The following is a 22,795-nucleotide window of genomic DNA, read 5'->3' as shown; positions in this document are numbered from 1 at the left end:
TTCGGGGAAAGCGGTCAATCCTCAGGGCACGGCAACCCGCCGCAGCAACTCGCGGATCACCCGGTCGGCATCGACGCCATCGGCCTCCGCTTCGTAGCTCAGGATCAGGCGGTGACGCAGCACATCGGGCGCGATCGACTGGATATCCTCGGGGAGGACGTAATCCCGCCCCTGCAGCCAGGCGCGGGCGCGGGCGCCGCGATCCAGCGCCAAGGTGGCGCGCGGACTGGCCCCGTACTGAAGCCAGCGGCCCAGGCTTTCGTCGTAGGCGCTGGGATGGCGCGTCGCCAGCACCAGCTGCAGCAGGTACTCCTCCAGCGAATCGGCCAAGTAGAGATCCAGCACTTCCTGTCTGGCGGCAAACAGCACGCTCTGCGGCACCGGCGTGAAGGTGCCGACCGCCTGGCGCGCGCCCCGTTTCGCCTCCTCGCGCACTAGCCGCAGGATGGCGCGCTCATGCCGGGCCTCGGGGTAGCCGATGCGGACATAAAGCATGAAGCGGTCCAGCTGCGCCTCCGGCAGGGGGTAGGTGCCTTCCTGCTCGATCGGGTTCTGGGTCGCCATGACCATGAACAGCTCGGGCAGCGGATAGGTGGTGCGCCCCACGGTGATCTGCCGCTCGGCCATGGCTTCCAGCAGGGCCGACTGCACCTTGGCCGGAGAACGATTGATCTCGTCCGCCAGCACCAGGTTATGGAACAGGGGGCCGGTCTGGAAGTGGAAGGAGCCATCCTGCGGGCGGTAGATTTCCGTGCCGGTCAGGTCGGCCGGCAGCAAGTCCGGCGTGAACTGGACACGGTGAAAATCCCCTTCGAGGCCACGGCTCAGCACGTGGATGGCGCGGGTCTTGGCCAGACCCGGCGCGCCCTCGACCAGGATGTGTCCGTCCGCCAGCAAGGCGATCAGCATGCACTCGACCAGCCGCTCCTGCCCCAGCACCTGGCTGGAGACGTGGTCGCGCAGCCGCTGGAGCTGAATCTGGGCCTCGCTCAGGGGCCTCTCGGATGTCGCCATCTCGGCACTCATGTCGTCCCTCGAACTCTCCATCACACATTCCGTGGCAATACCCGCGCCTCGGTGCCTAGCCGCGACCCAGCGCGCGATGGCCGATGTCGCGCCGGCAGTAGGCATCCGGCCAGTGGATGCGTCCCACCTGCGCATAGGCCTGCGCCTGGGCCTCGCGCAGGCTGTCGCCCAGGGCGCTGACGCAGAGCACCCGGCCACCGGTGGTCACCACCCGGCCATCGACCAGCGCCGTGCCGGCATGGAACACCTTGACGCCGGGCGCCTCCGCATCCGGCAATCCCGCGATGACATCGCCCTTGCGATAGTCGAAGGGATAGCCGCCGGCAGCGATCACCACGCCCAGGGCCGGGCGCGGGTCCCAGTCGACGCGGGCCTCGTCGAGCCGTCCCGCCAGGGCCTGCAGGCAGAGGGCGGGCAGGTCGCTGCGCAGCCGCATCATGATGGGCTGGGTTTCGGGATCACCGAAGCGGCAGTTGAACTCCAGCACCTTGATCGAACCATCCGGCGCCACCATCAGCCCGGCATAGAGAAAACCGCTGTAGGGCGTGCCGTCAGCCGCCATGCCGCGCAGGGTCGGCAGGATCACATCGTCCATGGCGCGCCGGTGCACCTCCGGCGTGACCACCGGCGCCGGCGAGTAGGCGCCCATGCCGCCGGTATTGGGGCCGGTATCGCCGTCGTCGCGGGCCTTGTGGTCCTGCGAACTGGCCATTGCCAGGGCATGCCGGCCATCGGCCATGACGATGAAGCTGGCCTCTTCGCCGTCCAGGAATTCCTCGATGACCACGCGATGGCCGGCGGCACCGTAGGCATTGCCGGCCAGCATGTCACGCACCGCGCCCTGGGCCTCCGCCAGGCTGTGGGCCACCACCACGCCCTTGCCGGCCGCCAGGCCATCGGCCTTGACCACGATGGGCGCCCCCTTCTGCTCCAGATAGGCCAGCGCCGACTCGATGTCGGTGAAGGTCTGGTAGTCCGCCGTGGGGATGCCATGGCGGGCCAGAAAGTCCTTGCAGAAGGCCTTGGAACCCTCCAGCCGGGCGGCGGCCTGGGTCGGGCCGAAGCAGTTGAGCCCGGCGGCGCGGAAGGCATCGACGATGCCCAGCACCAGCGGCGCTTCCGGGCCGACAATGGTGAGGTCGATGGCCTCGCGCTGGGCGAAGGCCAGAAGACCGCGCACATCCTCGGCGGCAATCGGGACGTTCTCGAGATTCGGTTCGCGGGCCGTGCCGGCATTGCCGGGGGCCACGAAAACCCGCTCGGCCTGGGTTGACTGGGCGGCCTTCCAGGCCAGGGCATGTTCGCGGCCACCGCCGCCGACGACGAGAATTCTCATGGGAAAAGCGTGATGAATGGCTGATGCGGGATGATACCCGCTCCGGTGGTGCATGGTCACGGCCGCCGCGCCCCGCCAGAGGCCTGGCAGCCTTGCCAGCGGCGCGCCGGCCCCCCCGATGCGCCGGCACGGCAATCCTCCGGCGCTTGCCGCGGCGCGATTTCCCGCGCCGGCATCCGAATACCTTTTATCGGCGGGTGGACGGAGTCCCAGGAAAGCCATGCCGCAGCGATGCAAAACCAGTCCCGCAGTGCCCCGTTCGCCGGTATTGCACTCGCATGCCGCGCTCGCCACAATGACGCCGCCGATACGTTTCGGCCGGATTTTCAACAAAAACTAGATTACGGAGAGCATACATGAAAAGAACCATGGCAAATGGTCTCTATTCCCTCATCCTGACCACCTGCGCATCCACGGCATGGGCAGCCTGCTCGGACATCAGCTACGAAATGCTCAGCAACGCCGCCTCGACCGTGAAGAATACCGAGTCGGCGCTGACCGGGGGCCTGAGAAACAATATGTGGGTAACCTTTGTCGATGAAACCGGCAAGGTCTGCAATGTCGTCAATACCGCCGGAGTCGGCCTGAACAGCGGCAAAACCTGGGGGGTCAGCCGCAATATCTCGGCCCAGAAGGCCAATACCTCGGCCATGTTGAGCCTTGACGCCACCCTGCTCGGCGGCCAGATCCAGGCCTGGGCTTCCGGCGCCCTGCTCCTCGCGACCCAACCCGTCCTCGACCCGGCAACGGGCAAGGTCGCGGCCAGCGTGGGCAACCTCCAGGGCACCCTGTGGGGACTCCAGGCCAGCAACCCCGTCAATCCGGCGATCGCCTATGCCGGCAACCCGAATCAATACGGGACCAAGAACGATCCGATGAAAAACAAGCGGATGGGCGGCATCAACGTCTTTGGCGGCGGCCTGCCCATCTACACCAAGGGTCTGGTAAAGGTCGGGGCGATCGGCGTCTCGGGCGATACCTCGTGTACCGATCATGCCTTTGCCTGGCGGGTTCGCGAAAACCTGGCCAAGATTCCGGGAGGCCAGCTCGCGGGCGCCGAATTGATCGAGGCCAATAGCGCCACCAGCGAAATCCTCGACATCACCGGGCTCAGCTACCCCGATTGCATTGCCGGCATCACGCCCAAGGAAAACATGCTGAACGGCCTCAAGTAGACCCCGTCCGGGGCCTGCGCCAGTCAGGCCCCCTCCTGCGTCCCCGCTCCGCCCGCCGATGATCGCCACCCGCCTGAAGGCCATGGTCCGCCTGCTGCTGGTGGGCACGCTCATCCTGGCGAGCGCCCGCCATGCCGCCATCCGGACGGACATGACGGCCGGCACCCGGGCATCGCCGCGGGCCATCCCCGGACCGCCCCCCATCGACTACGCCAGCCTGCTGCAACGACTCTCGACACCGCCGCAACTGACGCCGGCGCAGCGCGAGGAAGACCGGCGCATGGACCGGGAGATGGCAGCCGCCGCGATAGCCGAACTCGGCAGTCCGCGGGAGGCGGATCGCGTCGGCGCCGCGGAGCAGCTGGGCGCCTATCCCGTGCCGGCGGCGGACATCGCCCTCGCCAGAACCCTGAGGACGGATGCCAGCGCCGCCGTCAGGCTGGCCTGCGCGATCAGCCTGGCCAACTTCGACGAACTTTCCCGCGCCGCGCTGGCGGCGCTGCAAGGTGCCCTGGTAGATGGCGACGAAAATGTGCGGGGCGCCGCGTTTTCGACCTTGCAGGCCTATCTGGAAACCCGGTCACCCGACTCGCCGGCCCTCAAATCCACCGTCAAAGCGCTCGGCAAGCTGACCCGCTCGCAAAAACTCGACCCTGAAACGCGGCAGCTGGTACGGGAATTACTCGCCGGCCGGTAGCGCAACGCGACGATGGTCTGCGCGGCAACCCTGACCCAGGCCTACCGGGAGACGGACTACCGGGTGCTGGGCGAGACGCCGATGACGCTCCGCATCGGCGAGCACAGCCCGGCGCTCGCCGCCCTGATGGCTCGCCACGGCGTCGCCGCCTGCGCCTTCATCACCGCCTGCAATCCCCGCAGCCAGCTGCTGGACGAAGCCGAGAATGCTCGCCGCCAGCAGGCGCTGGCCGCGGAGCTGCGGGCCCGCAAACTGCCCTGTCTCGCGGGTGTCGGCGAGCATCCGCGCGGCGGCTGGCCGGGCGAGCCCAGTTTTCTGGTGCTGGGGCTCTCGCGGCAAGCGGCAGACGAACTCGGCCAGCGCTATCAGCAGAACGCGGTGGTCTGGTGCGCGGCGGATGCCGTGCCGGAGCTGCTGCTCCACCCCGGCTGACCGCACGCCGGCGGCAAGCCTTGGCCGATGGCTTCAGCGCGCCGCCGGATCGCCCTGCTGCAGGTGCAGCAGCAGGATGCGGCGCACCTCCTCGATGGCCAGCGGATGCCCCTGGGCCGAGTGGCCGGTGCGCACGATGAATTCCGACGCCATGCCGTCCAGGTGCGCGCTGCGATACTCGACCACGCCATCGTTGCCGGTCTTGATGTCCATGCCCGGCAGGACGGGAATGATCGAGTGCCCGGTGATGCCGGGCGCCAGCGGCAGCCGGGCCATAGCCTGGGTCACCGGATTGTCGGCCGACATGCCGTCCACGCTGGTGGGCATCTTGTCGCGCAGGCTTTCGGGCAATTTCAGCTGCCGGGTAAATTCGCGGAATTTCTCTGCGCCGTCGGTGACCAGCGAGATGGGCAGGGTCAGCGCCTGTCGGGCCAGCTCGCGCACCCAGTCCTTGGTCAGGAAGCTGCCACGATGCGGAGTGGAGATGAACACCACCCGCCTGACGAACGGCAGGTGTTCGAAGAACAGCGCCCGCCTCAGTCCCGCCTTGAGGACGGGATCAATGTCGAGGCTCTCGAAGGGCTGGTCGCTGATGGCGCGCCACAGCCGGTTGCCGGGATCGACCGCGGTGAAGCGGGTCAGCAAACCGCCCTGGCTATGGCCGATCACCACCATCTGCCGTAGCGCCGGATCGCGGCGGGCGGGGTCCAGGCGCGCGACCATCCCGGTCAGCGCATCCCGCAACCCGGCTCCCGAGGTCGCCACCGGCTTGTTGCTGGTGTATTCGTAGAACCAGAACTGGTAGCACTTGCGGATGAGCGGATCGTTTTTCAGCGTGTTGACCATCTCCGCCCACCAGACGGGGCTGCTGCCGGTGCCATGCACCAGCACCACGGGAATGCGGCCCGGCTGGTAGGGCTGGATGAACAGCAGGTTGCTATCGACCTCGTCACCGGTGATGAAGCGCCAGAGCCCGGCATGCCAGAGCGTCGGGTCGTTGAGCCGATAGGCCAGCGGCGCCGTGGTATCGGACTGCAGGGGAATGGCCTGGCCGTTCACCACCACCTGGTGGTCGTCATAGCTGGAATACAGCTCGATCGTCGCCTGGGCGCGCCCGGCGGCCAGTTCCCGGAATCCGCCGTCGATACGCAGGAAGGCCGTCAGGGGAATGGCACCGCCGTTCGGTGCGGCCGTGGAATTGCGGGTGACGCCGATGATGGGCAATCCCAGCCCGGGTGTCCGGTTGTGCAGGGTGAAGCCATAGACCTCGTAGGCGTCGGCCGGATGGAAGGCGGCGAAATCCCCGCGCTTCCAGTTGAGCTGGGCGGCCTCCAGGCGAATGGGCAGCGGCCCCAGTGGCAAACGGCGCTGCTGGGGCGCAAGCGCCAGGCTGTCGCTGCCGGCAGCCCGGAATGCCAGGTCCAGGCTGCGGTTGTACAGCTCGCAGGCCTCGCGAAAGCGGGCGTCGTAGGGACTCGGCGGCGGCTGATCGCTCTTGCCCAGCAGATACAGGTAGGCATAGACGGCAGCCTGCAGGTAGGCATCGCGCGCGGGCGGCTGCGCCATGCCCGGGTCGGCCACCTCCGGGAGCTGTCCGCCCCAGTCGTAATTCATCTCGGCCAGGGCGAACAGGATGTCGCGGCGGCCGTCCCTGAGCGCGACCCGCTGCAATGCGGCGATGGCTGCACGCGGGCTGTCCTGGTAGCTGGCCAGCAGGTTGTGGCGCTGCAGGACCGCCGCGGCGGCATGGCTCAGTCCGTCGTCCGCCAGCACATTGCGGGTGGCGTCGCGGTAGGAGTCGACCGGGGTCACCCGCGTCACGCCGATCGGCTGGCCGCAGGCCGAGAGTATCAGCAAGGCGGCCAGGATCGGCACCAGCCGACCGGCGGATACGCAAGCGGCGGCACGGCGCGGCAGTAGCGCGGGCCGGGTGGCGGCATTCGGCGGCATGATCTCACCCACGGCATTCATGACTTAATTTATTGATGATACGGGCAACCGACCGGCATGCCGGGCACCGTCTCCTGCCCCAGCGGCGCGGCAGCGACATGCCCGGGGCCGTCCTCAAGCGGCGGGCTCGGCGAACAAATCCAGCTGCGCCCCCGGCGGCCGGCCGCGGGGCATCAGCGACGAGAAGCTGACCCCCAGCAGCCGTACCGGCCGCAGTCCCGCCTCGGTCTGGTCCAACAGCGCCACGAGGTGCGGCATGGCGTCGCCGATCTGCAGCAGCGGCTGGCCCGGCGTGCGGCTGCGGGTAACCTGCGCGAAGTCGGCATAGCGCACCTTGATGGTCAGCGTGCCCGCACACTGCCCGGCTGCCGCCAGCTTGTCCAGCACCCGCCCGGCGAGCCGGACCAGCTGCTCCAGCATATGCCGGGGATCGTCGATATCGGTCTGGAAGGTCGTCTCGGCACCGAAGGATTTGCGCGGCCGGTCGGGATTCACCGGCCGCTCGTCGATGCCGCGCGCGAGACCGGCATAGTATTCGCCCGCCTTGCCGAAATGCTCCCGCAACCGGCTCAGGGGCGCTCGCGCCAGATCCTCGCCGGTGTGGATGCCCAGCGCGCGCATGCGGCCCTCGGTGGCCCGGCCGATACCGTGAAAGGCGCCGATGGGCATGGCGCGGAGGATCGCCGGCGCCTCGTGGGGCAGGATACGGCAGAAGCCGTCCGGCTTGTCGCGGTCGGATGCGAGCTTGGCAAGAAACTTGTTGCAGGATACTCCGGCCGAGGCGGTTAGTCCGGTCGTGGCCTGGATGCGTTGCTTGATGGCAAGGGCGATCAGCGTCGCCGACCCCCGTAAGGCCTGGCTGCCGGTGACATCCAGATAGGCCTCGTCCAGGGAAACCGCCTCGACCCGCTCGGTGAAATCGAGCAGGATGCCGCGAATCTCGGCCGAGACGGCCCGGTACACATCGAAGCGCGGCCGCCGGAAGACGGCGTCGGGACACAGGCGCCGCGCCTGACTGGCCGGCATCGCCGAACGGACACCGAACGCCCGGGCCTCGTAGCTGCAAGTGGCGACCACCCCGCGGCTGTCGGGCAGGCCACCGACAATGACCGGTCGACCACGCAGGCTCGCGTCGTCGCGCTGCTCGACCGCCGCATAAAAGGCGTCCATGTCGACATGGACGATCTTGCGCGCGGCGCTCCGCTCCGCCGCCATGACGGCCAGCCTGCCGGCGTCTCCGTCCGGCTCGGAGCGGTGGTTGCGCGCCCCCGGGGCGCAGCGATGCTCGACCATGCTGCGCCGCTGGCGGCGGGCACGCCGGCTGCCCGCTTTCCTCAGGGCTGCGCCAGCATCTGGCGGCGGATCTCCTTGTCCAGGGTCTGGATCCAGGCGTTGTAGTCCTTGTAGATCATGACGGGCTTGCCAGCCTTGGCGGAATAGTCCAGGTTGGCGCTGTTCAGGTACTTGATGCTGTAGAGCGAGGGACTGAAGTCGATCGAGACCTCGGCCACCATGTCGTCCTGATAGAGCTTGCCGTTGACCTGGCCGGGCTTCACGGTCCGCATCTGCCAGCCAAGGTTGGTGCCGGCGCGGACGATGGCCTTCTCGACGTCGCCAAGACCGTAGTGCTTCTTGGCCATGTGTACCGGTGCGCCCTCGATGTTCTGCAGCGGCAGGGTCTGGCAAGCGGCCAGGGCAAGTGCCCCGGCCGCCAGAAAGGCGAGTTTCTTCATGTTCGTGATCCTCGGGTGTGAATGGGCCAACCGGCCGTGCCACGGGTTCGGCGCCACACTGGCCGGCGCCTGACATCGGTCGGGCCAGCCGATTGTAGTACGGTCACCCGCGGGTGTCGCCGGCTTGCGGCAGGGCTGACTCAATCCTCCTCGCGGGGCCGGTAGGCTTCCGTAAGCTTGCGCTGCACCGCCGGCGGCACGACATCGTGATGACTGAAAGTCAGGGTGTAGGAACCCTGGCCCGCCGTCAGGGACTTCAGCCGCGACGGGAAATCCAGCAGTTCCGCCAGCGGCGCCCTTGCCGAGAGCTGCGCCATGCCGGCACGGGCGCTGGACTGACCGGTGATCTGCCCCCGGCGCGCCGCCAGTTCGCCGCTGACGTCACCGATGGCGGTTTCGGGAATGGCCAGCGCGATACCGACAATCGGCTCCAGCACGATGGGCGATGCCCGGGCGATCGCGTCGAGGAAGGCCTTCCTGCCGGCGGTGACGAAGGCGATTTCCTTGCTGTCGACCGGATGGGTCTTGCCGTCGTGAACGATGACACGCACGTCCTGCAGCGGAAAACCGGCGCTGGCCCCGCTCGCCAGCACCTGCCGCACCCCCTTTTCCACCGCCGGGATCAGGGAGGCGGGAATCGCGCCGCCCTTGACCTCGTCGACGAATTCGAAGCCCGCCCCCCGCGGCAGCGGTTCGATGCGTAGGAACACCTCGCCGAACTGGCCCGCGCCACCGGTCTGCTTCCGGTGGCGGCAATGCCCCTCGGCCGGCAGGGTGACAGTTTCCCGGTAGGGCACCTGGGGAACGTGGGTCTCCACCTCCAGCCGGTATTGCTGGCGCATCTTCTCCAGCACGCTGGCGAGATGGATTTCGCCGAGGCCCTGCATGACCTCCTCATGGGTGGAAGCGTCATAGGCCACCTTCAGGCTGGGGTCCTCCTCCTCCAGCCGGTGCAGCACTTCCGACAGCTTGTGCTCGTCGCCCCGCCGCCGGGGCCGGATGCTCAGGCCGAAGACCGCCGGTGGAAACTCCAGCGGGCGCAGATGGATGTGATCGTCCTCGGGCGCATCGTGCAGGACCGAATCGAAATGCACGTCTTCCAGCTTGGCCAGCGCGCAGATCGTGCCCGGCACCGCGCGCTCGATCGGGATGTGCTGCTTGCCCTGAAGCAGAAACAGCTGTCCGACGCGCACCGGCTTGCGCGATTCGCCGACGTACAACGCGGCGTTGGGCACCAGGGTACCCTGATGGACCCGAAACACGGCGATCTTGCCGACATAGGGATCCATCTCGACCTTGAAGACATGTGCCAGCACATGGCGCTCGGCATCGGGGCTGGCTGCGAAGGGGACGGCATCGCGCCGTTCGGCGTTCGACGGCCAGCGCTCGAACAGCGGCGGGTTGCTCTCGGCAGGGCTGGGCAGCCAGCGCACGATGTTGTCGGCCAGTTCGGCGACACCCGCACCGGTACGCGCGGAGACGAAGCAGACGGGAATGATGTGACCCGCGCGCAGCGCCGCCTCGAAGGGTGCATGCAGTGCCTCGGGGGCCACCTCGCCCTGTTCCAGGTAGCGGGTCATCAGGCCCTCGTCAACCTCGACGACCTGGTCCACCAGGGCCCGATGCGCCTCGGCCACGGACCCGAAATCGGCCTGCCCCTCGGCGTTGAAGAAGCAATCGACCACCCGCGCACCACGCTCGGCCGGCAGGGTGACGGGCAAGCATTCCTTGCCGAAGGCGGCGCGGAGCTCCTCCAGCAGCTGTGGCAATGTCTGGAGCTCGCCCTCCATCTTGTTGACGACAATGAGGCGGCAGAGCTGCCTGGTCTCCGCCCACTGCATCATGCGCCGGGCGGTGATTTCGATGCCGTTCTGGGCGTTGATGACCACCGCAACGGTGTCGACGGCATCCAGGGCACAGAGCGCCTGCCCCATGAAATCCGGCAGACCCGGCGTATCGAGCAGGTGCACCAGGGCATCCTGATGCCGGAAATGGGTAACCGCCAGTTTCACGGAGTGCTGATGGGTCTTTTCCAGCGGATCGTAATCGCAAACGGTCGTACCCCTGGCAAGATCGCCCGGGGTGTTGATCATCCCGGTGTGATGCAGGAGGGCCTCGACCAGGCTGGTCTTGCCGGCCCCGTTCTGGCCGACAAATGCCAGGGTGCGGGTGTGTGCGGTAGCGGGAATATCCATGGCGGGTCTCCTGTGTGCGAAATTCTGCCGGGCGGCGCGGTTCCGGAGATGTCTCCGGAGATGAGGAAAATCGCGTCGCGGCGGACTATCTTTAGTTCATATTCGTCCAGGCCGGAGACAACTTCCAGCGCGGCTTGCCGGCAGCCGCCACAAACGAGCCCGATGCCCCATGCCAGAAACCTGGGAGCTCTTTCCCCATGCGGCCGACGTTGGCGTTCGCGGCTACGGTGCCAGCAAGGCCGAGGCCTTCGAGCAGGCCGCCACGGCGTTGACGGCGGTCATCACCGATCCGGCCCGTGTCCGGGCACGGCAAGCCGTGCCGGTGCGCTGCGAGGCGCCGGACGACGAGCTGCTGCTGGTCGACTGGCTGAACCGCCTGATCCTGGAAATGGACACCCACCATCTGCTGTTCGGCCGTTTCTCGGTCGAACTCGGGGCAGGGTATCTGAACGCCACGGCCTGGGGCGAGCCGCTGGACCGGGAGCGGCACTGCCCGGCGGTCGAGGTCAAGGGCGCCACCTACACGGCATTGCGGGTCGCCTGCGAACAGGGCCGCTGGCTGGCACAAACCGTAGTCGACGTCTGATGCCCAACCGGGAGGAGTCGCCTATGGATACCGGACGGTTCATCCAGCGCACCGCACATGCATGGGAGATTCCCCGCCAGGGGGCCATGCGCGTACCGGCACTGATCTATGCCAGCGAGGCGCTCATCCGTGCGATGGACGAAACGGTCTACCAGCAGATCGCCAACGCCGCCACCCTGCCGGGCATCGTCCGGGCCGCCTGCGCCATGCCGGACGCACACTGGGGCTATGGCTTCCCCATCGGCGGCGTGGCGGCCTTCGCCGCCGAGGATGGCGGGGTGGTCTCGGCCGGCGGCGTCGGTTTCGACATCTCCTGCGGGGTGCGCTGCCTGCGAACCGGCCTGACCCGGACGGAGCTCGAACCATTGCGGGAAGCTCTGGCCGACCGGCTGTTCCGGCACATTCCCGCCGGTCTCGGCTCGACGGGCGCCACCCGGCTCGCCGGCCGGGAGATGGAACGAATGCTGACGGGCGGTGGCGCAGGGCTGGGGAAGCGCGGCGGACCTGGAGCGCATCGAGGAGCGTGGCCAGATGGCCGGCGCGGAACCGGCCTTCGTGTCCGAGCAGGCCAAGCTCAGGCAGCGCGACGAAATGGGCACGCTGGGCAGCGGCAATCACTATCTCGAAGTCCAGGTGGTGGCGGCGGTCCATCATGCTCCCAGCGCCGACGGCTTCGGCCTGCGAACGGGCGACATCGTGGTCATGATCCACTGCGGCTCGCGCGGGCTCGGCCACCAGATCGGCACCGACTACCTCAAGTCCATGGCCGTCGCCGCCGGCCGGCACGGCATCCGGCTGCCCGATCGCGAACTGGCGTGCGCGCCCATCCACTCCAGCCTGGGGCAGCAATACCTCGGCGCCATGCGGGCCGCCATCAACTGCGCCCTGGCTAACCGGCAGATCCTGACGCACCTGGTGCGGGACATCTTCGCGGAGTTGCTGCCCATGGCGCGGCTGGAGCTGCTCTACGATGTCTCGCACAACACCTGCAAGGTCGAGCAGCACCGGATAGACGGGGAAGCGCGGCGGCTGTATGTGCATCGCAAGGGCGCAACGCGAGCCTTCGGGCCGGGCCATCCCGAGCTGCCGGAAGCCCTGCGGCCGACCGGCCAGCCGGTGCTCATCGGCGGTTCCATGGGCACGGCCTCCTATGTACTGGCGGGGCTGCCGGAGACCGAGAATCCGGCTTTCGCCTCCGCCTGCCACGGCGCCGGCCGCGCCATGAGCCGGCATCAGGCGACGCGCACCTGGCAGGGGCGCAAGATCGGCGCCGAACTCGCCGGGCGCGGCATTCTCATCCGCAACCCCTCGCTGCGCGGCGTGGCCGAGGAAGCGCCCGGCGCCTACAAGGATGTGTCCGCGGTGGTGCTGGCGGCGGAAGCGGCCGGACTGGCGCGCCGGGTGGCCAGGCTGGAACCCCTGATCTGCATCAAGGGCTGACAGGCCGGCCCTGCCGCGGATCGTCCGGATCCTGGCGGCATCATGCCTGCCCCCGGCGGGAGCAACTCGGCGTCCTCACCTTGCGGTGGGCTTGAGGGATGACAACCGCGCCTGCTGCTCGGCGGTCAGAACGGCATTGATGTCCCGCCGGGTTTTCAAGGCTGTCTCCAGCAACTCGTCGAAGGCAGCCGTGTGCGCCCGGGCAGCCTGGCGTATGGCGGCCTCGTCCTTGGCGGGATCCAGAAACATGCGGTGGGCCCAGCGGGTCGCATCGTGCAGTTTCTTGTTGATGCCCTGGATGCGCTGCTGGTTGGCCTGATGCAGGCGGTAGATCCGGCCCATCTGGTCATCCGTCAGCCGGAGTTCCTCGGCATGCTGCAGGAGGACATCGCCGTAGCTCTGATGGTCGCGGATACCCTCCTCGATCAGCCGTTCCATCCAGCCCTGCAGGCCCGGATTGCCGGCGCCATCGGCATCCCCCGCGGCCTGGGGTTCGCCGGTGGCTGGTGCGGCGGAAAGCACGAGCATGAGACTGGCCAGCAGGGCGAGCAGTTGTGTTGGAATTTTCATGGTCGACCTCGAGTGGCAGTGACGAAAACCGCTGGCGGATTCAGGCATCCCGGCACCAGCGGACGCGCAGCAGATATTCGCCGTCCTGATAGTGGTAATCCAGTTCGCCGTCGTAGGCGCTCTGCAGGGCCTCGCCCACACCGCGGGTCAGGTGGGGATCGGTGAACGTCAGTTCCACGGCGCCATCCTCCTGTTCGTTGATGGCGATCAGGCGCTTGAGCGGATGCTCGGCCTGCTGGCGCTCGACGTAATGCCTGACGAGCTGCTCGATCTCCTGGCGGTGCCCGGCCAGGAATGCGCCGCCGAGGCGCAGATACCCGGCGGGATCATGCGCCTGGATGCGCTGGCAGGCGGGGCACCGATGCGCCTCGGCAGCGGCGGGCGCGGCCCCCCGCTGCCAGCGGCCATCCTGGAAAATCGCCCCGCAATCAGGGCAATGGGTAGGTTCGGACCATTTGCGCCGGGCATGATAGGGATCATGCTCCCATTCCGGCAGCATGCGGATGGGATGGCCCTGTGGGGCTTTCCGATAGGGATTCTGGCTCATGGGGATGCTCCTCGAGATGTGTTGCCCCGGCAGGGCCTCATGACCGCAAGCAAGACCTGCTGGCAGGCCGCCGACGGGCGGTTACTCGACCTTGATGGCCTTGGGGCTATAGCCCGCGACCTTGGGCAGGTGCAGTTCGAGCACCCCGTTCCGGAATGTCGCCTTGGCTGCCTTTTCGTCGACGGGCGCCGGCAAGGCCAGGGTCCGCCGGAACTCTCCCCGCCGCAGCTCGCGCCGGTGGTATTTCCCTTCCTCCGTTTTCGCCTCCTGCTCGACCCTGGCCTGCAGGGTCAGGAGGTTGTCGCTGAGAGTGACCTCCAGGTCGTCCTTTTTCACGCCGGGAAGCTCGGCCTTGACGAAGATCTCGTCGTTGCGGTCGATAACATCGACCTTGGGAATGCGTCCATCGAAGGCCGTGGGGATATCCGGCCATCCGTGACCGAGAAGGCTGTGCGACAGCCAGCGCCTCTGCAAGGCATCGAACCACTCGTCCATGTCGTCGAAGGGACTCGGCCAACCGGCTGTCCTGGATGCCGGTGCGGTGACGTTTTTCTCTTCTTGGGTCATGACACGTTCTCCTCGGTTTCTGGATTCGGTGCCCCTGACCGCGAGCAAGGCCGGGGCAGGCGCTACCGAATATGATCAGAAGTTTGGGAATATCCAATATAGCAAGCGCGGATCATTGTTCAAGGGATATGCCGCCGAAAGGCCGCGGCTGGGACAATCGGAGAATTGCCGGCACATCCGAGCTGTCCCGGGCATAGAATGTCGCCCTTGCGCTTCCGCCGGAGAGGACCCTGCCATGCGCCAGTTCAACCGTGTTCCTTGCATCGTCTTTGTCTGGCTTGCGATAAGCCTCGCCCTGTTGCCGTCGATCGCCCGGCCATTGACGCGGGACGACCAGCAACGGCTGGATGAGCTGGCCCGACGCATCCTGTCGCACAAGGATCAGGTGGCAGGCTATCCGGTCAATCAGGAAACCGATCTCGACGGCTTCTACGCCTGGTATACCCGGCTCGGGCTGCAACGCAGCGTCATGAACAATGTCGGCGATCCGCGCAAGACCAGTCCTTACAGTCTCAATACCCATGCGTTCGAAAACGAGGTCATCGACGACTTTGCCGAGCTGTATGGCTTTCAGCCAGGAAAATACTGGGGCTTCGTGACGGCCAGCGGCACCGATGGCAATAGCCACGGCATCTATTTTGGCCGCAAGGCCCTGGCGTCGAAGGCACAGCAGGCACCGATCCTGTATGTCTCCGAGGAAGCCCACTATTCGATCAAGAAACTCGCGGATGTGCAGAATCTGGAACTGCGCCTGATCAAGGCCCTGGAAATGGGGCAGATGGATATCCGGGACTTCGAGAGGCAGCTGGACCCGGAGCGTCCCGCCCTGGTCGTCGTCGCCATGGGCACCACCTTCAAGGGCGCCATCGATGATCAGGCCGCCATCCGTCGCGTCCTCGCCACCCGCCACCGGGGCCCCCATTACATCCATCTGGACGCCGCCCTGTTCGGCGGGTTCCTGCCCTATGCCAGCGGTGACGGCTGGCAACTGGTCCATCAGCAGATCCAGCGCTTTGACTCCATCGCCGTGTCAGGCCACAAGTTCTTCGGCTTCGATGAGCCCATGGGCATTTTCATCACGACCCAGGACACCTTCCGGCGGCTGAATCCCTTCCATGTCCCCTACCTCAACGATGCCGTGCCGACCATTTCCTGCTCGCGCAGTGCGATCAGCCCGCTGAAGTTCTGGTGGAAACTGCATGCAACCCCCCTCTCGGCCCTCCGGCAACAGGCGAACGAGATGCTGGACGGCGCGGAAACCTTGCTGGCGCGACTGCGCGAGACGGGTATCCGGGCCTGGAAAAACCCCTATTCCAACACCGTGTTCTTCGAGCGGCCGGACGCCGGCGTGATGCGGGATTACGACCTGGCGCCGGAGGAAGATCCCGCCTTCGGGAAGGTCGCCCATTTCGTGGTCATGCCGCATGTGGACGCTGTCCTGGCTCCGTTTGTCGCCGACATGAAACGCTGGAAGGCGCGGACCAGCAGCCCCGCCAGCACGACGCTCAGTCCGCGGGCGACGCCTCGAACCGCGAGATGAACCAGGCCAGCAAAACAAAGACGGGAAAAACCGGCAGCCACAGGGGCGCGGCCAGCAGCAACAAAGCCAGTTTCCATCCTCCCGTAGGGCTATCGTCGGACGCAGGGTTGCCGTCAAGCATGGCTGTCACCGGTAACGGATAAATGAAGTCAGGCCCAGTCTAGCGTGCCCACCCGATTGCATTGCTGCCAGGCAGCGGTAAAGGCCCAGAATCGCGTGCCCGGTTTCAGGCGCCCCGCGGGCTAGTGGACGCTTGGCAATTGACAAAATTATGGGCTAGCATCGAATTGACCCTGGACGCATCCAGGGCAGGGCCGCGAACCCTGCCAACGAAGGCGCAATGAGCGTGCATCCCAGACGCTCACACTGTCCGTCGCTTCATCCATGGCGGCTGGCATGGGCACCCCTCGGGTGGCCGGTTCCTTCGTCCGGTTTTCGCGACCCGTGCCAGCCCGCCACCCAAACCGCGAAAATCCGGTGGCGGATTCCGGAATATAACGAAGGCCTCCGACCATGTCAGATATCCACTTCCCCCTGAACCCCGACGGCAAACTCAGCGCCCTGCCAGGAACCACAGGCTGGGGCGGCATCCCGGCCGTGCTGGTCCTGCACCATACCTGCCAACGCCGAAGGACGGGCGAATTCGGCTGGCTGTACCAGACCGACCGGGCCGGAATGGAGGCCATGATCAGGGCTGCCGAGGCGGCATCGGACGCGATCAACGAGGGGCTCTTGACCCTCGCGGCGCTGATGGCCTGTTGCGATGGCAAGGGTATGGCGATGGACGCCAGCGAACGCGTCCAGCTGAACTGGTTCCTGCATGGCGTGGCCGAACTGCGGCAAAGCCTGGACCATGCCGCCTTCGAGGCGCGCTTCGGGCTGAAGGAGGGACTGTACCTGGCCGATGCCGCACGCAGCGGGGAATGACCAGCCGGGGCGGCATCTGTCCGGTCGCCGAAACGAGTACCAGTTCCCCCCATAGCGCGCGACGACCGGCCAGCGGGGTTCTCGTCGAGCAGGCGTCCCGGCAACCAGCCCTGCCCTGACGGCCAGGCGCGGGCAGATCACTGCCCGCGGTCTTCGCGCATATCGAAGACCGCCACAACCCTGCGCGGCGAGAATCCGCCGCACATGCCCGAATCACGCAGCCCGGGCCGGGTTCCGCCCGTGCGCGGGAACTCGTCGCACATGGCCGGGTCAGCAGGTGGGCAGGCGGTTTGACCCGGTCGCAGACCCCACGGACAGGCCTGCCGGCCCCGTGGTCCGCAGGTTTCGCATCAACAACAGACAGGCTTGCTAGAATTCGCAGCCACGTCACCCCATCGACCGGCCCCCACGCACAAGGCAATGCCCATGAACTGGTCCGATTTTTTCAACATGGGCGGTTATGCCCTTTATGTCTGGCCGTCCTATGGCCTGATGGCAGTGATCCTGCTGGTCAACCTGTGGCTGCCGTGGCGGCAGCGCGCGGCGGTGATCGAACGCATCAGACGGCTGCTGGCCCAGACGGAGAAACGCGGATGACACCTCGCCGGAAACGCATGCTGGTGGTCGGGCTGGTCCTGCTCGGCGTCAGCGTCGCGACCTTTTTTGCCCTGACGGCCTTCCAGAAGAATCTCCTCTATTTCTTCACCCCGGCCCAGGTAGCGGCGGGCGAAGCCCCCAAGGGCCACCCCTTCCGCGTCGGCGGTCTCGTCGTGCCGGGCACCGTGCAGCGCGAGCCGAACAGCCTTGCGGTGCGCTTCTCGGTGACGGACGGCCAGGCGACCATCCCGGTGAGCTATACCGGCATCCTCCCGGACCTGTTCCGCGAGGGCCAGGGCATCATCTCCATCGGCAGGATGAACGAGCAGGGCGTCTTCGAGGCCAGCGAGGTGCTGGCCAAGCATGACGAGAACTACATGCCGCCGGAAGTGGCCGACTCCCTGAAGGAGACTGGCCAGTTGCCCGCAAACTACAAGGATTATCAGCGATGACCGCGGAACTCGGGCACCTGGCGCTGATTCTGGCGCTGTTCATGGCTCTGCTGCAGGGAACCTTCCCGCTGGCCGGCGCGGCCCAGGGCATTCCGGTGTGGATGGCGGTCGGGCGCGCCGCCGGGCGGGCACAGAGCCTTTTCCTGGCGGTATCCTTCGCCTGCCTGGTCGACAGCTTCATCGGCAACGACTTCTCGGTACTGTACGTCGCCGAGCACTCCAACAGCGACCTGCCGCTCTATTACCGGATATCCGCCACCTGGGGCGCGCATGAAGGCTCCATGCTGCTGTGGGCCCTGATCCTTGGCCTCTGGACCTTCGCGGTGACGGTGTTCAGCCGCAGCCTGACGGAGGAGTTCCAGGCCCGGGTGCTGGGCGTCATGGGCCTGATCAGCGTCGGCATCCTGCTGTTCATCCTGCTGACCTCCAATCCGTTCGAGCGGCTGGTGCCGGTACCGCCGGACGGCAACGACCTCAACCCGCTGCTGCAGGACTTCGGCATGACCATCCATCCGCCGATGCTCTACATGGGGTATGTCGGGCTGTCGGTTGCCTTCAGCTTCGCCATCGCCGCGCTGCTGGGCGGCTCGCTGGATTCGGCCTGGGCGCGCTGGTCGCGCCCCTGGACGCTGGTCGCCTGGATCTTCCTGACCTTCGGCATCGTGCTCGGCTCCTGGTGGGCCTATTACGAGCTGGGCTGGGGGGGCTGGTGGTTCTGGGATCCGGTCGAGAATGCCTCCTTCATGCCCTGGCTGGTGGCAACCGCCCTGCTGCATTCGCTGGCGGTAACCGAGAAACGCGGCGCCTTCAAGGCCTGGACCGTACTGTTGGCCATCTTCGCCTTCTCGCTCAGCCTGCTCGGCACCTTCCTGGTCCGCTCCGGCGTGCTGACCTCGGTGCATGCCTTCGCCTCCGATCCGGCACGCGGGCTGTTCATCCTGATCTTCCTGGCGCTGGTGGTGGGGACATCGCTGCTGCTCTATGGCCTGCGGGCACCGTCGATCCGCGATACCGGCCGCTATACCCTGATTTCCCGGGAAAATCTGCTGTTGCTGAACAACGTCCTGCTGGTGACAGCGGCCGCCAGCATCCTGCTCGGGACCCTCTATCCGCTGGTGCTGGATGCTCTCAAGCTGGGCAAGATATCCGTCGGCCCCCCGTATTTCAGCAGCATCTTCGCCCCACTGATGACGCCCATCGTGCTGCTGGCAGGCATTGCCCCCCTGTTCGGCTGGCGCGAAGCCGACGGCAGCCGGCTGTGGCGGGTCGTCCGCTGGCTGGCGCCGCTGTGCCTGCTGCTGGGCATTGTCGCGACCGCCCTGTTCTGGACGCTCAGGGACATCAAGACGCTGGCGGGACTGAGCCTGGCGTTCTGGCTCGTGGGCAGCGCCGGACTGTCGCTGTGGCAACGGGTGCGACTGCGGGAGTCGCTGCTGGCAGGCTTGCGCGCGCAATCGACCAGTTACTACGGCATGACGCTCGCCCATGCCGGCATCGCCGTTTTCCTCGTCGGGGTCGTGCTGTCGAGCAGCCACAGCGAGGAGAAAATCGTGCGCCTGGCGCCGGGCGACAGCGTGCAGCTGGCCGATTACCGCTTCCACTTCCAGGGTGTCAGCGACGTCGCAGGCCCCAACTTCCAAGCCCAGGAGGGTACCTTCACGGTGGAGAGGGACGGCGTGGTGCTGGCCGAGCTGCGGCCACAAAAGCGCGTGTACAAGGTGCAGCGCAACACCATGACCGAGGCCGCCATCGATCCTGGTCTGACCCGCGATCTCTACGTGGCGCTGGGCGAGCCGATGGACGGTGGCGCCTGGAGTGTACGGGTCTATGTCAAGCCCTTCATCCGCTGGATCTGGCTGGGCGGGCTGTTGATGATGGCCGGCGGCTTCTGCTCGCTGGCCGACCGCCGCTACCGCATCGCCCTGGCGCGCGTGCGGGATCCCGATCTCCTGTCGGCGACGGCTCACAAGGCCTGACGCGATACTGCCACCCCACGCCAACCTGCCGTCACCCCCATGCGCTTCCTGATCCCGCTGGCCGTCTTCGTCATCATGGTCATCTTCCTGGCGGTCGGCCTGACGCTCGACCCCCGCGAGGTACCCTCGCCCCTGATCGGCAAGCCGGCACCCGGCTTCAGCCTGCCGCAAGTCGCCGATGCCGGCAAGACCCTGGCCCCGGCAGACTTCAGGGGACAGGTCGCGCTGGTCAACGTCTGGGCCTCGTGGTGCGTCTCCTGCCGCCAGGAACATCCGGTGCTGCTGCAACTGGCCCGGCGCGGCATCGTGCCCATCTACGGACTCAACTACAAGGATCGACGCGACGCCGCACAAAGCTGGCTGAACCAGTATGGCGATCCCTACGCCGCCAGCGCCTTCGACGCCGACGGCCGGACCGGCATCGACTGGGGCGTTTACGGCGTGCCGGAGACCTTCGTCATCGACAAGGCCGGCCTGATTCGCCACAAGCACACCGGTCCGGTCACCGCCGAGGCCCTGGAGAAGGACATCCTGCCCCTGGTCCGTCAGCTCCAGGGTGAAGCCCCATGACCCGTCGGCTGCTGATCGGCCTGCTGCTCGCCTGGGCGGCTGGCGCACAGGCGGTGGAGGTGCGCGAATTCGACAATGCCGAGCAGCAGGCACGCTACGAGCGGCTGATCGGGGAACTGCGCTGCCTGGTCTGCCAGAACCAGTCGCTGGCCGATTCCGACGCCGATCTCGCCCGGGACCTGCGCGACGAGGTCTACGGCATCATCCAGAGCGGCAAGGACGAAGCGCAAGCCATCCAGTTCCTGACCGATCGCTATGGCGATTTCGTGCTCTACCGCCCGCCGGTCAGGCCAGTTACCTGGCTGCTCTGGACCGGACCACTGCTGATGCTGCTGGGCGGCATGGCGTTCCTCTGGCACAGGCATCGGCAACAGCGCGCGGCGCCGGAGACCAGCGACGATGACGCGGTCGGCGCCGCCGTGCGCGAGCGCCTGGAACGCCTGAAGAACAAGCCGCAGGACGAGAACCACTGATGACGCTTTTCTGGATCACCGCCGCCCTCCTGCTGGGCTTGGGTTACTTGCTGTTCGTGCCCGCCCTGCTTGGCAAGACACGGAGGGACAGCCTCAACCGGGCGCGACTCAACCTCGTCCTGCACCAGCAGCGCCAGGAGGAACTCGCCAGCGACGCGAGTTCGGAGGAAGCCCGCCACCGGCTGGCCGTGGAGTCCGAACGGAGCCTGCTGGGCGACCTGGAGACGGCCGCCGACGGGACAGCGGCACCGCTAAAGGCGGGGCGAACACCGCTGTTGGCGGCATTGACCCTGGCGCCCATCCTGGCCATCGGCGCATACCTGTGGCTGGGACGCCCCGACCTGGTCGCCGCGCCGCCGCCCGCCAACCCGATGGCCGACACCCAGAAAGCCATCGAGGGGTTGGCCCTGCGGTTGCAGGAGAATCCCAACGATCTGGAGGGTTGGGTCTTGCTGGGCCGCTCCCTGCAGGCCACCCAGCAGGCGGAGCGGGCCGTGCGCGCCTTCGAATTCGCCCTCAAGCTGGCGCCCCGGAACCTCGACCTCAAGGGCTACTATGCCGAAGCGCTGGCGGAAGCCAACCAGGGTTCCATGCGCGGCAAACCGGCCGAGATCGTCGCCGAGATACTCAGGCAGGACCCCCGGCACAAGGCAGGACTGTGGCTGGCCGGCATCGTGGCCAGCGAGGAGGGCGACGGCGCGCGGGCGGTCCGGCACTGGCAGGCGTTGCGGTCGCAGTTCCCCGCCGACAGCGAAGAGGCCCGGCAGATCGGCGCCTTCATCGAGCAGGCAGGTTCCGCCGCGCCGGCCGACGCGATGCCGCCCGCCGCCAGCGAACCTGCCGCCACGGCGCCCCGCAAGCGCCTGAGCGTACGGGTGACGCTGGCCGACGCCCTGAAATCCAGGGCCAACCCCGACGACACGGTCTTCGTCTTCGCCAGGGCGGCGGAAGGCCCGCCCATGCCGCTGGCGGTGGTGCGCAAGCAGGTCCGCGATCTGCCACTGGACGTGGTGCTGGACGACTCCCAGGCCATGATGCCGGGCATGAACCTGTCGGCCTTCGAGCGACTGGTGATCGGCGCCCGCATCTCCAAGTCCGGCCGCCCGGTCCCCTCGCCCGGCGATCTGGAGGGCCTGACCGGACCGGTAACCCCGGCGCCCGGCCAGACCGTCCACTACGACGTTGCCATCGGCCAGATCGTCAATGGCAGCACTCCCTGAGCCGCAAGCCAAGACAACACGCCCGGCAGCCGGGCGAACATCTCAACGCGCGCTGCCACCGGTCAGCAGAGCGACCCACAGCAGCAGGGTGAAAGGCACCAGTGCGATGCTCCGGAAGCGGGCGGTCAGCGCGACCATCGCGGCGCTGACCAGGTAGGCCAGGCAAAGCAGAAGCAGGTAACGGCTGCCGACCGCGGCGGGTTCCGGCTCGCCGCGCAGCCGCCGGTGCAGGCTGTGGGCAATGAACGTCACGGTTCCGGTCAGGGCGTTGGTCGCGACGCCGGGAATGCCCAGGACGATGACAGCCAGCGCCTGCATGCCCATGCCGAAGGCCGCCAGCATCAGCAGGCCGGTTTCGCCGCCGGGCCACTCACCCGGCCCGCCCCGCGCCATCCAGGCCAGGGCGAACACCAGCAGGACGAACGCCTCGGCCAGCAGCAGGGGCCGGCTCAGCCGCCGCGTCCCGGGTGGGTGGCGCCGGACCAGCTCGGCTCCCGCGACAGCCCCGCCGACAAATGCCAGCAAGGCCACCAGCGCATTCGCCAGCAGGCTCCAGTCCCGCTGCCCGAGCGCGATCCCGCAGAAGAGCACGTTGCCGGACATGAACGAGGTGAAGACCTTGCCCAACCCGAGGAAAGACAGCGCATCCACCCAGCCCGCCACCAGGGTCAAGCCGAACAGGCCGGCCCGCAAGCGGACCGGCACAACCTGGATCCGGGCTGGCGCGGCAACGGCACCCGCCTGCGATGGCGAAAGGGCGGTCGGACGGCGAGGGTGCACCATGAC

22 protein-coding genes and 1 pseudogene are annotated in these 22,795 nt (G+C 67.2%); 13 read left to right on the top strand and 10 right to left on the bottom strand.

Annotated elements, in window-relative coordinates; genetic code table 11:
- Positions 1-21: 21 nt before the first annotated feature.
- Entirely contained in the window at positions 22-1,026 is a 1,005-nt protein-coding gene (locus ACYQ1H_RS03270; protein WP_460026629.1) for an AAA family ATPase, read from the bottom strand.
- A gap of 55 nt (positions 1,027-1,081) precedes the next feature.
- A complete protein-coding gene (purD, locus tag ACYQ1H_RS03265; RefSeq protein WP_460026628.1) occupies positions 1,082-2,362 on the bottom strand; it encodes a phosphoribosylamine--glycine ligase in 1,281 nt (426 codons plus the stop codon).
- A 356-nt stretch (positions 2,363-2,718) separates the two neighbouring features.
- Between purD and ACYQ1H_RS03260 the strand changes: the two genes are divergently transcribed.
- The 3 genes from ACYQ1H_RS03260 to ACYQ1H_RS03250 are packed head-to-tail and all read left to right on the top strand — an operon-like array spanning position 2,719 to position 4,666.
- The gene (locus tag ACYQ1H_RS03260) at positions 2,719-3,537 is read left to right on the top strand and encodes a heme-binding protein (RefSeq protein ID WP_460026627.1); all 819 of its coding nucleotides are present in this window, start codon (positions 2,719-2,721) and stop codon (positions 3,535-3,537) included.
- Between the two features lie 58 nt (positions 3,538-3,595).
- A complete protein-coding gene (locus tag ACYQ1H_RS03255; protein WP_460026626.1) occupies positions 3,596-4,234 on the top strand; it encodes a hypothetical protein in 639 nt (212 codons plus the stop codon).
- A 12-nt stretch (positions 4,235-4,246) separates the two neighbouring features.
- Positions 4,247-4,666, top strand: coding sequence for a DUF3293 domain-containing protein (locus ACYQ1H_RS03250; RefSeq protein ID WP_460026625.1), 420 nt, complete (start codon positions 4,247-4,249; stop codon positions 4,664-4,666).
- A 33-nt stretch (positions 4,667-4,699) separates the two neighbouring features.
- Here the strand turns inward: ACYQ1H_RS03250 and ACYQ1H_RS03245 are convergent, their stop codons facing one another.
- The 4 genes from ACYQ1H_RS03245 to fusA all read right to left on the bottom strand — a co-directional run bounded on the left by ACYQ1H_RS03245 (position 4,700) and on the right by fusA (position 10,544).
- Positions 4,700-6,637 carry an esterase/lipase family protein gene (locus ACYQ1H_RS03245; RefSeq protein WP_460026624.1) on the bottom strand — a complete coding sequence of 646 codons (1,938 nt, stop codon included), beginning with the start codon at positions 6,635-6,637 and terminating at the stop codon, positions 4,700-4,702.
- 93 nt (positions 6,638-6,730) lie between these two features.
- Positions 6,731-7,909 (bottom strand): DNA polymerase IV, encoded by a 1,179-nt coding sequence (gene dinB / locus ACYQ1H_RS03240; protein ID WP_460026623.1) that lies wholly within the window; start codon positions 7,907-7,909, stop codon positions 6,731-6,733.
- Between the two features lie 41 nt (positions 7,910-7,950).
- Entirely contained in the window at positions 7,951-8,349 is a 399-nt protein-coding gene (locus ACYQ1H_RS03235) for a hypothetical protein (RefSeq protein ID WP_460026622.1), read from the bottom strand.
- Between the two features lie 140 nt (positions 8,350-8,489).
- A complete protein-coding gene (gene fusA, locus ACYQ1H_RS03230) occupies positions 8,490-10,544 on the bottom strand; it encodes an elongation factor G (RefSeq protein ID WP_460026621.1) in 2,055 nt (684 codons plus the stop codon).
- Between the two features lie 169 nt (positions 10,545-10,713).
- On the opposite strand from fusA, the gene ACYQ1H_RS03225 reads away from it, so the two are divergent.
- Positions 10,714-11,130, top strand: a complete 417-nt coding sequence (locus ACYQ1H_RS03225; RefSeq protein WP_460026620.1) for an archease — start codon at positions 10,714-10,716, stop codon at positions 11,128-11,130.
- Positions 11,130-12,570: pseudogene (locus ACYQ1H_RS03220) on the top strand (RtcB family protein). The gene ACYQ1H_RS03225 and the pseudogene ACYQ1H_RS03220 overlap by 1 nt, the downstream one beginning before the upstream one ends.
- Before the next feature lie 75 nt (positions 12,571-12,645).
- Here ACYQ1H_RS03220 and ACYQ1H_RS03215 read toward each other — a convergent pair.
- The 3 genes from ACYQ1H_RS03215 to ACYQ1H_RS03205 all read right to left on the bottom strand — a co-directional run bounded on the left by ACYQ1H_RS03215 (position 12,646) and on the right by ACYQ1H_RS03205 (position 14,254).
- Complete coding sequence (locus ACYQ1H_RS03215; RefSeq protein WP_460026619.1) at positions 12,646-13,140, bottom strand: Spy/CpxP family protein refolding chaperone; 495 nt, start codon at positions 13,138-13,140, stop codon at positions 12,646-12,648.
- Positions 13,141-13,180: 40 nt separating this feature from the next.
- On the bottom strand, positions 13,181-13,687 hold the full coding sequence (locus tag ACYQ1H_RS03210) for a BCAM0308 family protein (protein WP_460026618.1): 507 nt from the start codon (positions 13,685-13,687) through the stop codon (positions 13,181-13,183).
- Between the two features lie 81 nt (positions 13,688-13,768).
- Positions 13,769-14,254, bottom strand: coding sequence for an Hsp20/alpha crystallin family protein (locus tag ACYQ1H_RS03205; protein WP_460026617.1), 486 nt, complete (start codon positions 14,252-14,254; stop codon positions 13,769-13,771).
- Positions 14,255-14,489: 235 nt separating this feature from the next.
- On the opposite strand from ACYQ1H_RS03205, the gene ACYQ1H_RS03200 reads away from it, so the two are divergent.
- From ACYQ1H_RS03200 to ccmI, 8 genes are all read left to right on the top strand, one after another.
- Complete coding sequence (locus tag ACYQ1H_RS03200) at positions 14,490-15,794, top strand: aminotransferase class V-fold PLP-dependent enzyme (RefSeq protein WP_460026616.1); 1,305 nt, start codon at positions 14,490-14,492, stop codon at positions 15,792-15,794.
- 513 nt (positions 15,795-16,307) lie between these two features.
- Positions 16,308-16,721, top strand: a complete 414-nt coding sequence (locus ACYQ1H_RS03195; protein WP_460026615.1) for a hypothetical protein — start codon at positions 16,308-16,310, stop codon at positions 16,719-16,721.
- A 426-nt stretch (positions 16,722-17,147) separates the two neighbouring features.
- Positions 17,148-17,318 (top strand): heme exporter protein CcmD, encoded by a 171-nt coding sequence (gene ccmD / locus ACYQ1H_RS03190; protein WP_460026614.1) that lies wholly within the window; start codon positions 17,148-17,150, stop codon positions 17,316-17,318.
- On the top strand, positions 17,315-17,770 hold the full coding sequence (gene ccmE, locus ACYQ1H_RS03185; RefSeq protein WP_460026613.1) for a cytochrome c maturation protein CcmE: 456 nt from the start codon (positions 17,315-17,317) through the stop codon (positions 17,768-17,770). The genes ccmD and ccmE overlap by 4 nt, the downstream gene beginning before the upstream one ends.
- Positions 17,767-19,746 carry a heme lyase CcmF/NrfE family subunit gene (locus ACYQ1H_RS03180; protein WP_460026612.1) on the top strand — a complete coding sequence of 660 codons (1,980 nt, stop codon included), beginning with the start codon at positions 17,767-17,769 and terminating at the stop codon, positions 19,744-19,746. The genes ccmE and ACYQ1H_RS03180 overlap by 4 nt, the downstream gene beginning before the upstream one ends.
- 39 nt (positions 19,747-19,785) lie before the next feature.
- Positions 19,786-20,316 carry a DsbE family thiol:disulfide interchange protein gene (locus ACYQ1H_RS03175; protein ID WP_460026611.1) on the top strand — a complete coding sequence of 177 codons (531 nt, stop codon included), beginning with the start codon at positions 19,786-19,788 and terminating at the stop codon, positions 20,314-20,316.
- On the top strand, positions 20,313-20,789 hold the full coding sequence (locus tag ACYQ1H_RS03170) for a cytochrome c-type biogenesis protein (protein WP_460026610.1): 477 nt from the start codon (positions 20,313-20,315) through the stop codon (positions 20,787-20,789). Before ACYQ1H_RS03175 ends, ACYQ1H_RS03170 begins: the two co-directional genes overlap by 4 nt.
- Positions 20,789-22,009, top strand: a complete 1,221-nt coding sequence (gene ccmI / locus ACYQ1H_RS03165; protein WP_460026609.1) for a c-type cytochrome biogenesis protein CcmI — start codon at positions 20,789-20,791, stop codon at positions 22,007-22,009. Before ACYQ1H_RS03170 ends, ccmI begins: the two co-directional genes overlap by 1 nt.
- A gap of 42 nt (positions 22,010-22,051) precedes the next feature.
- Here ccmI and ACYQ1H_RS03160 read toward each other — a convergent pair whose 3' ends face one another.
- Positions 22,052-22,792: a YoaK family protein gene (locus ACYQ1H_RS03160; protein WP_460026608.1), complete on the bottom strand. Its 741-nt coding sequence runs from the start codon at positions 22,790-22,792 to the stop codon at positions 22,052-22,054.
- Positions 22,793-22,795: the final 3 nt, after the last annotated feature.

This window comes from Methyloparacoccus murrellii (assembly GCF_054657115.1).
Note: the sequence above shows the minus strand (reverse complement) of the source record. Positions and strands in the feature narration are given on the sequence as shown.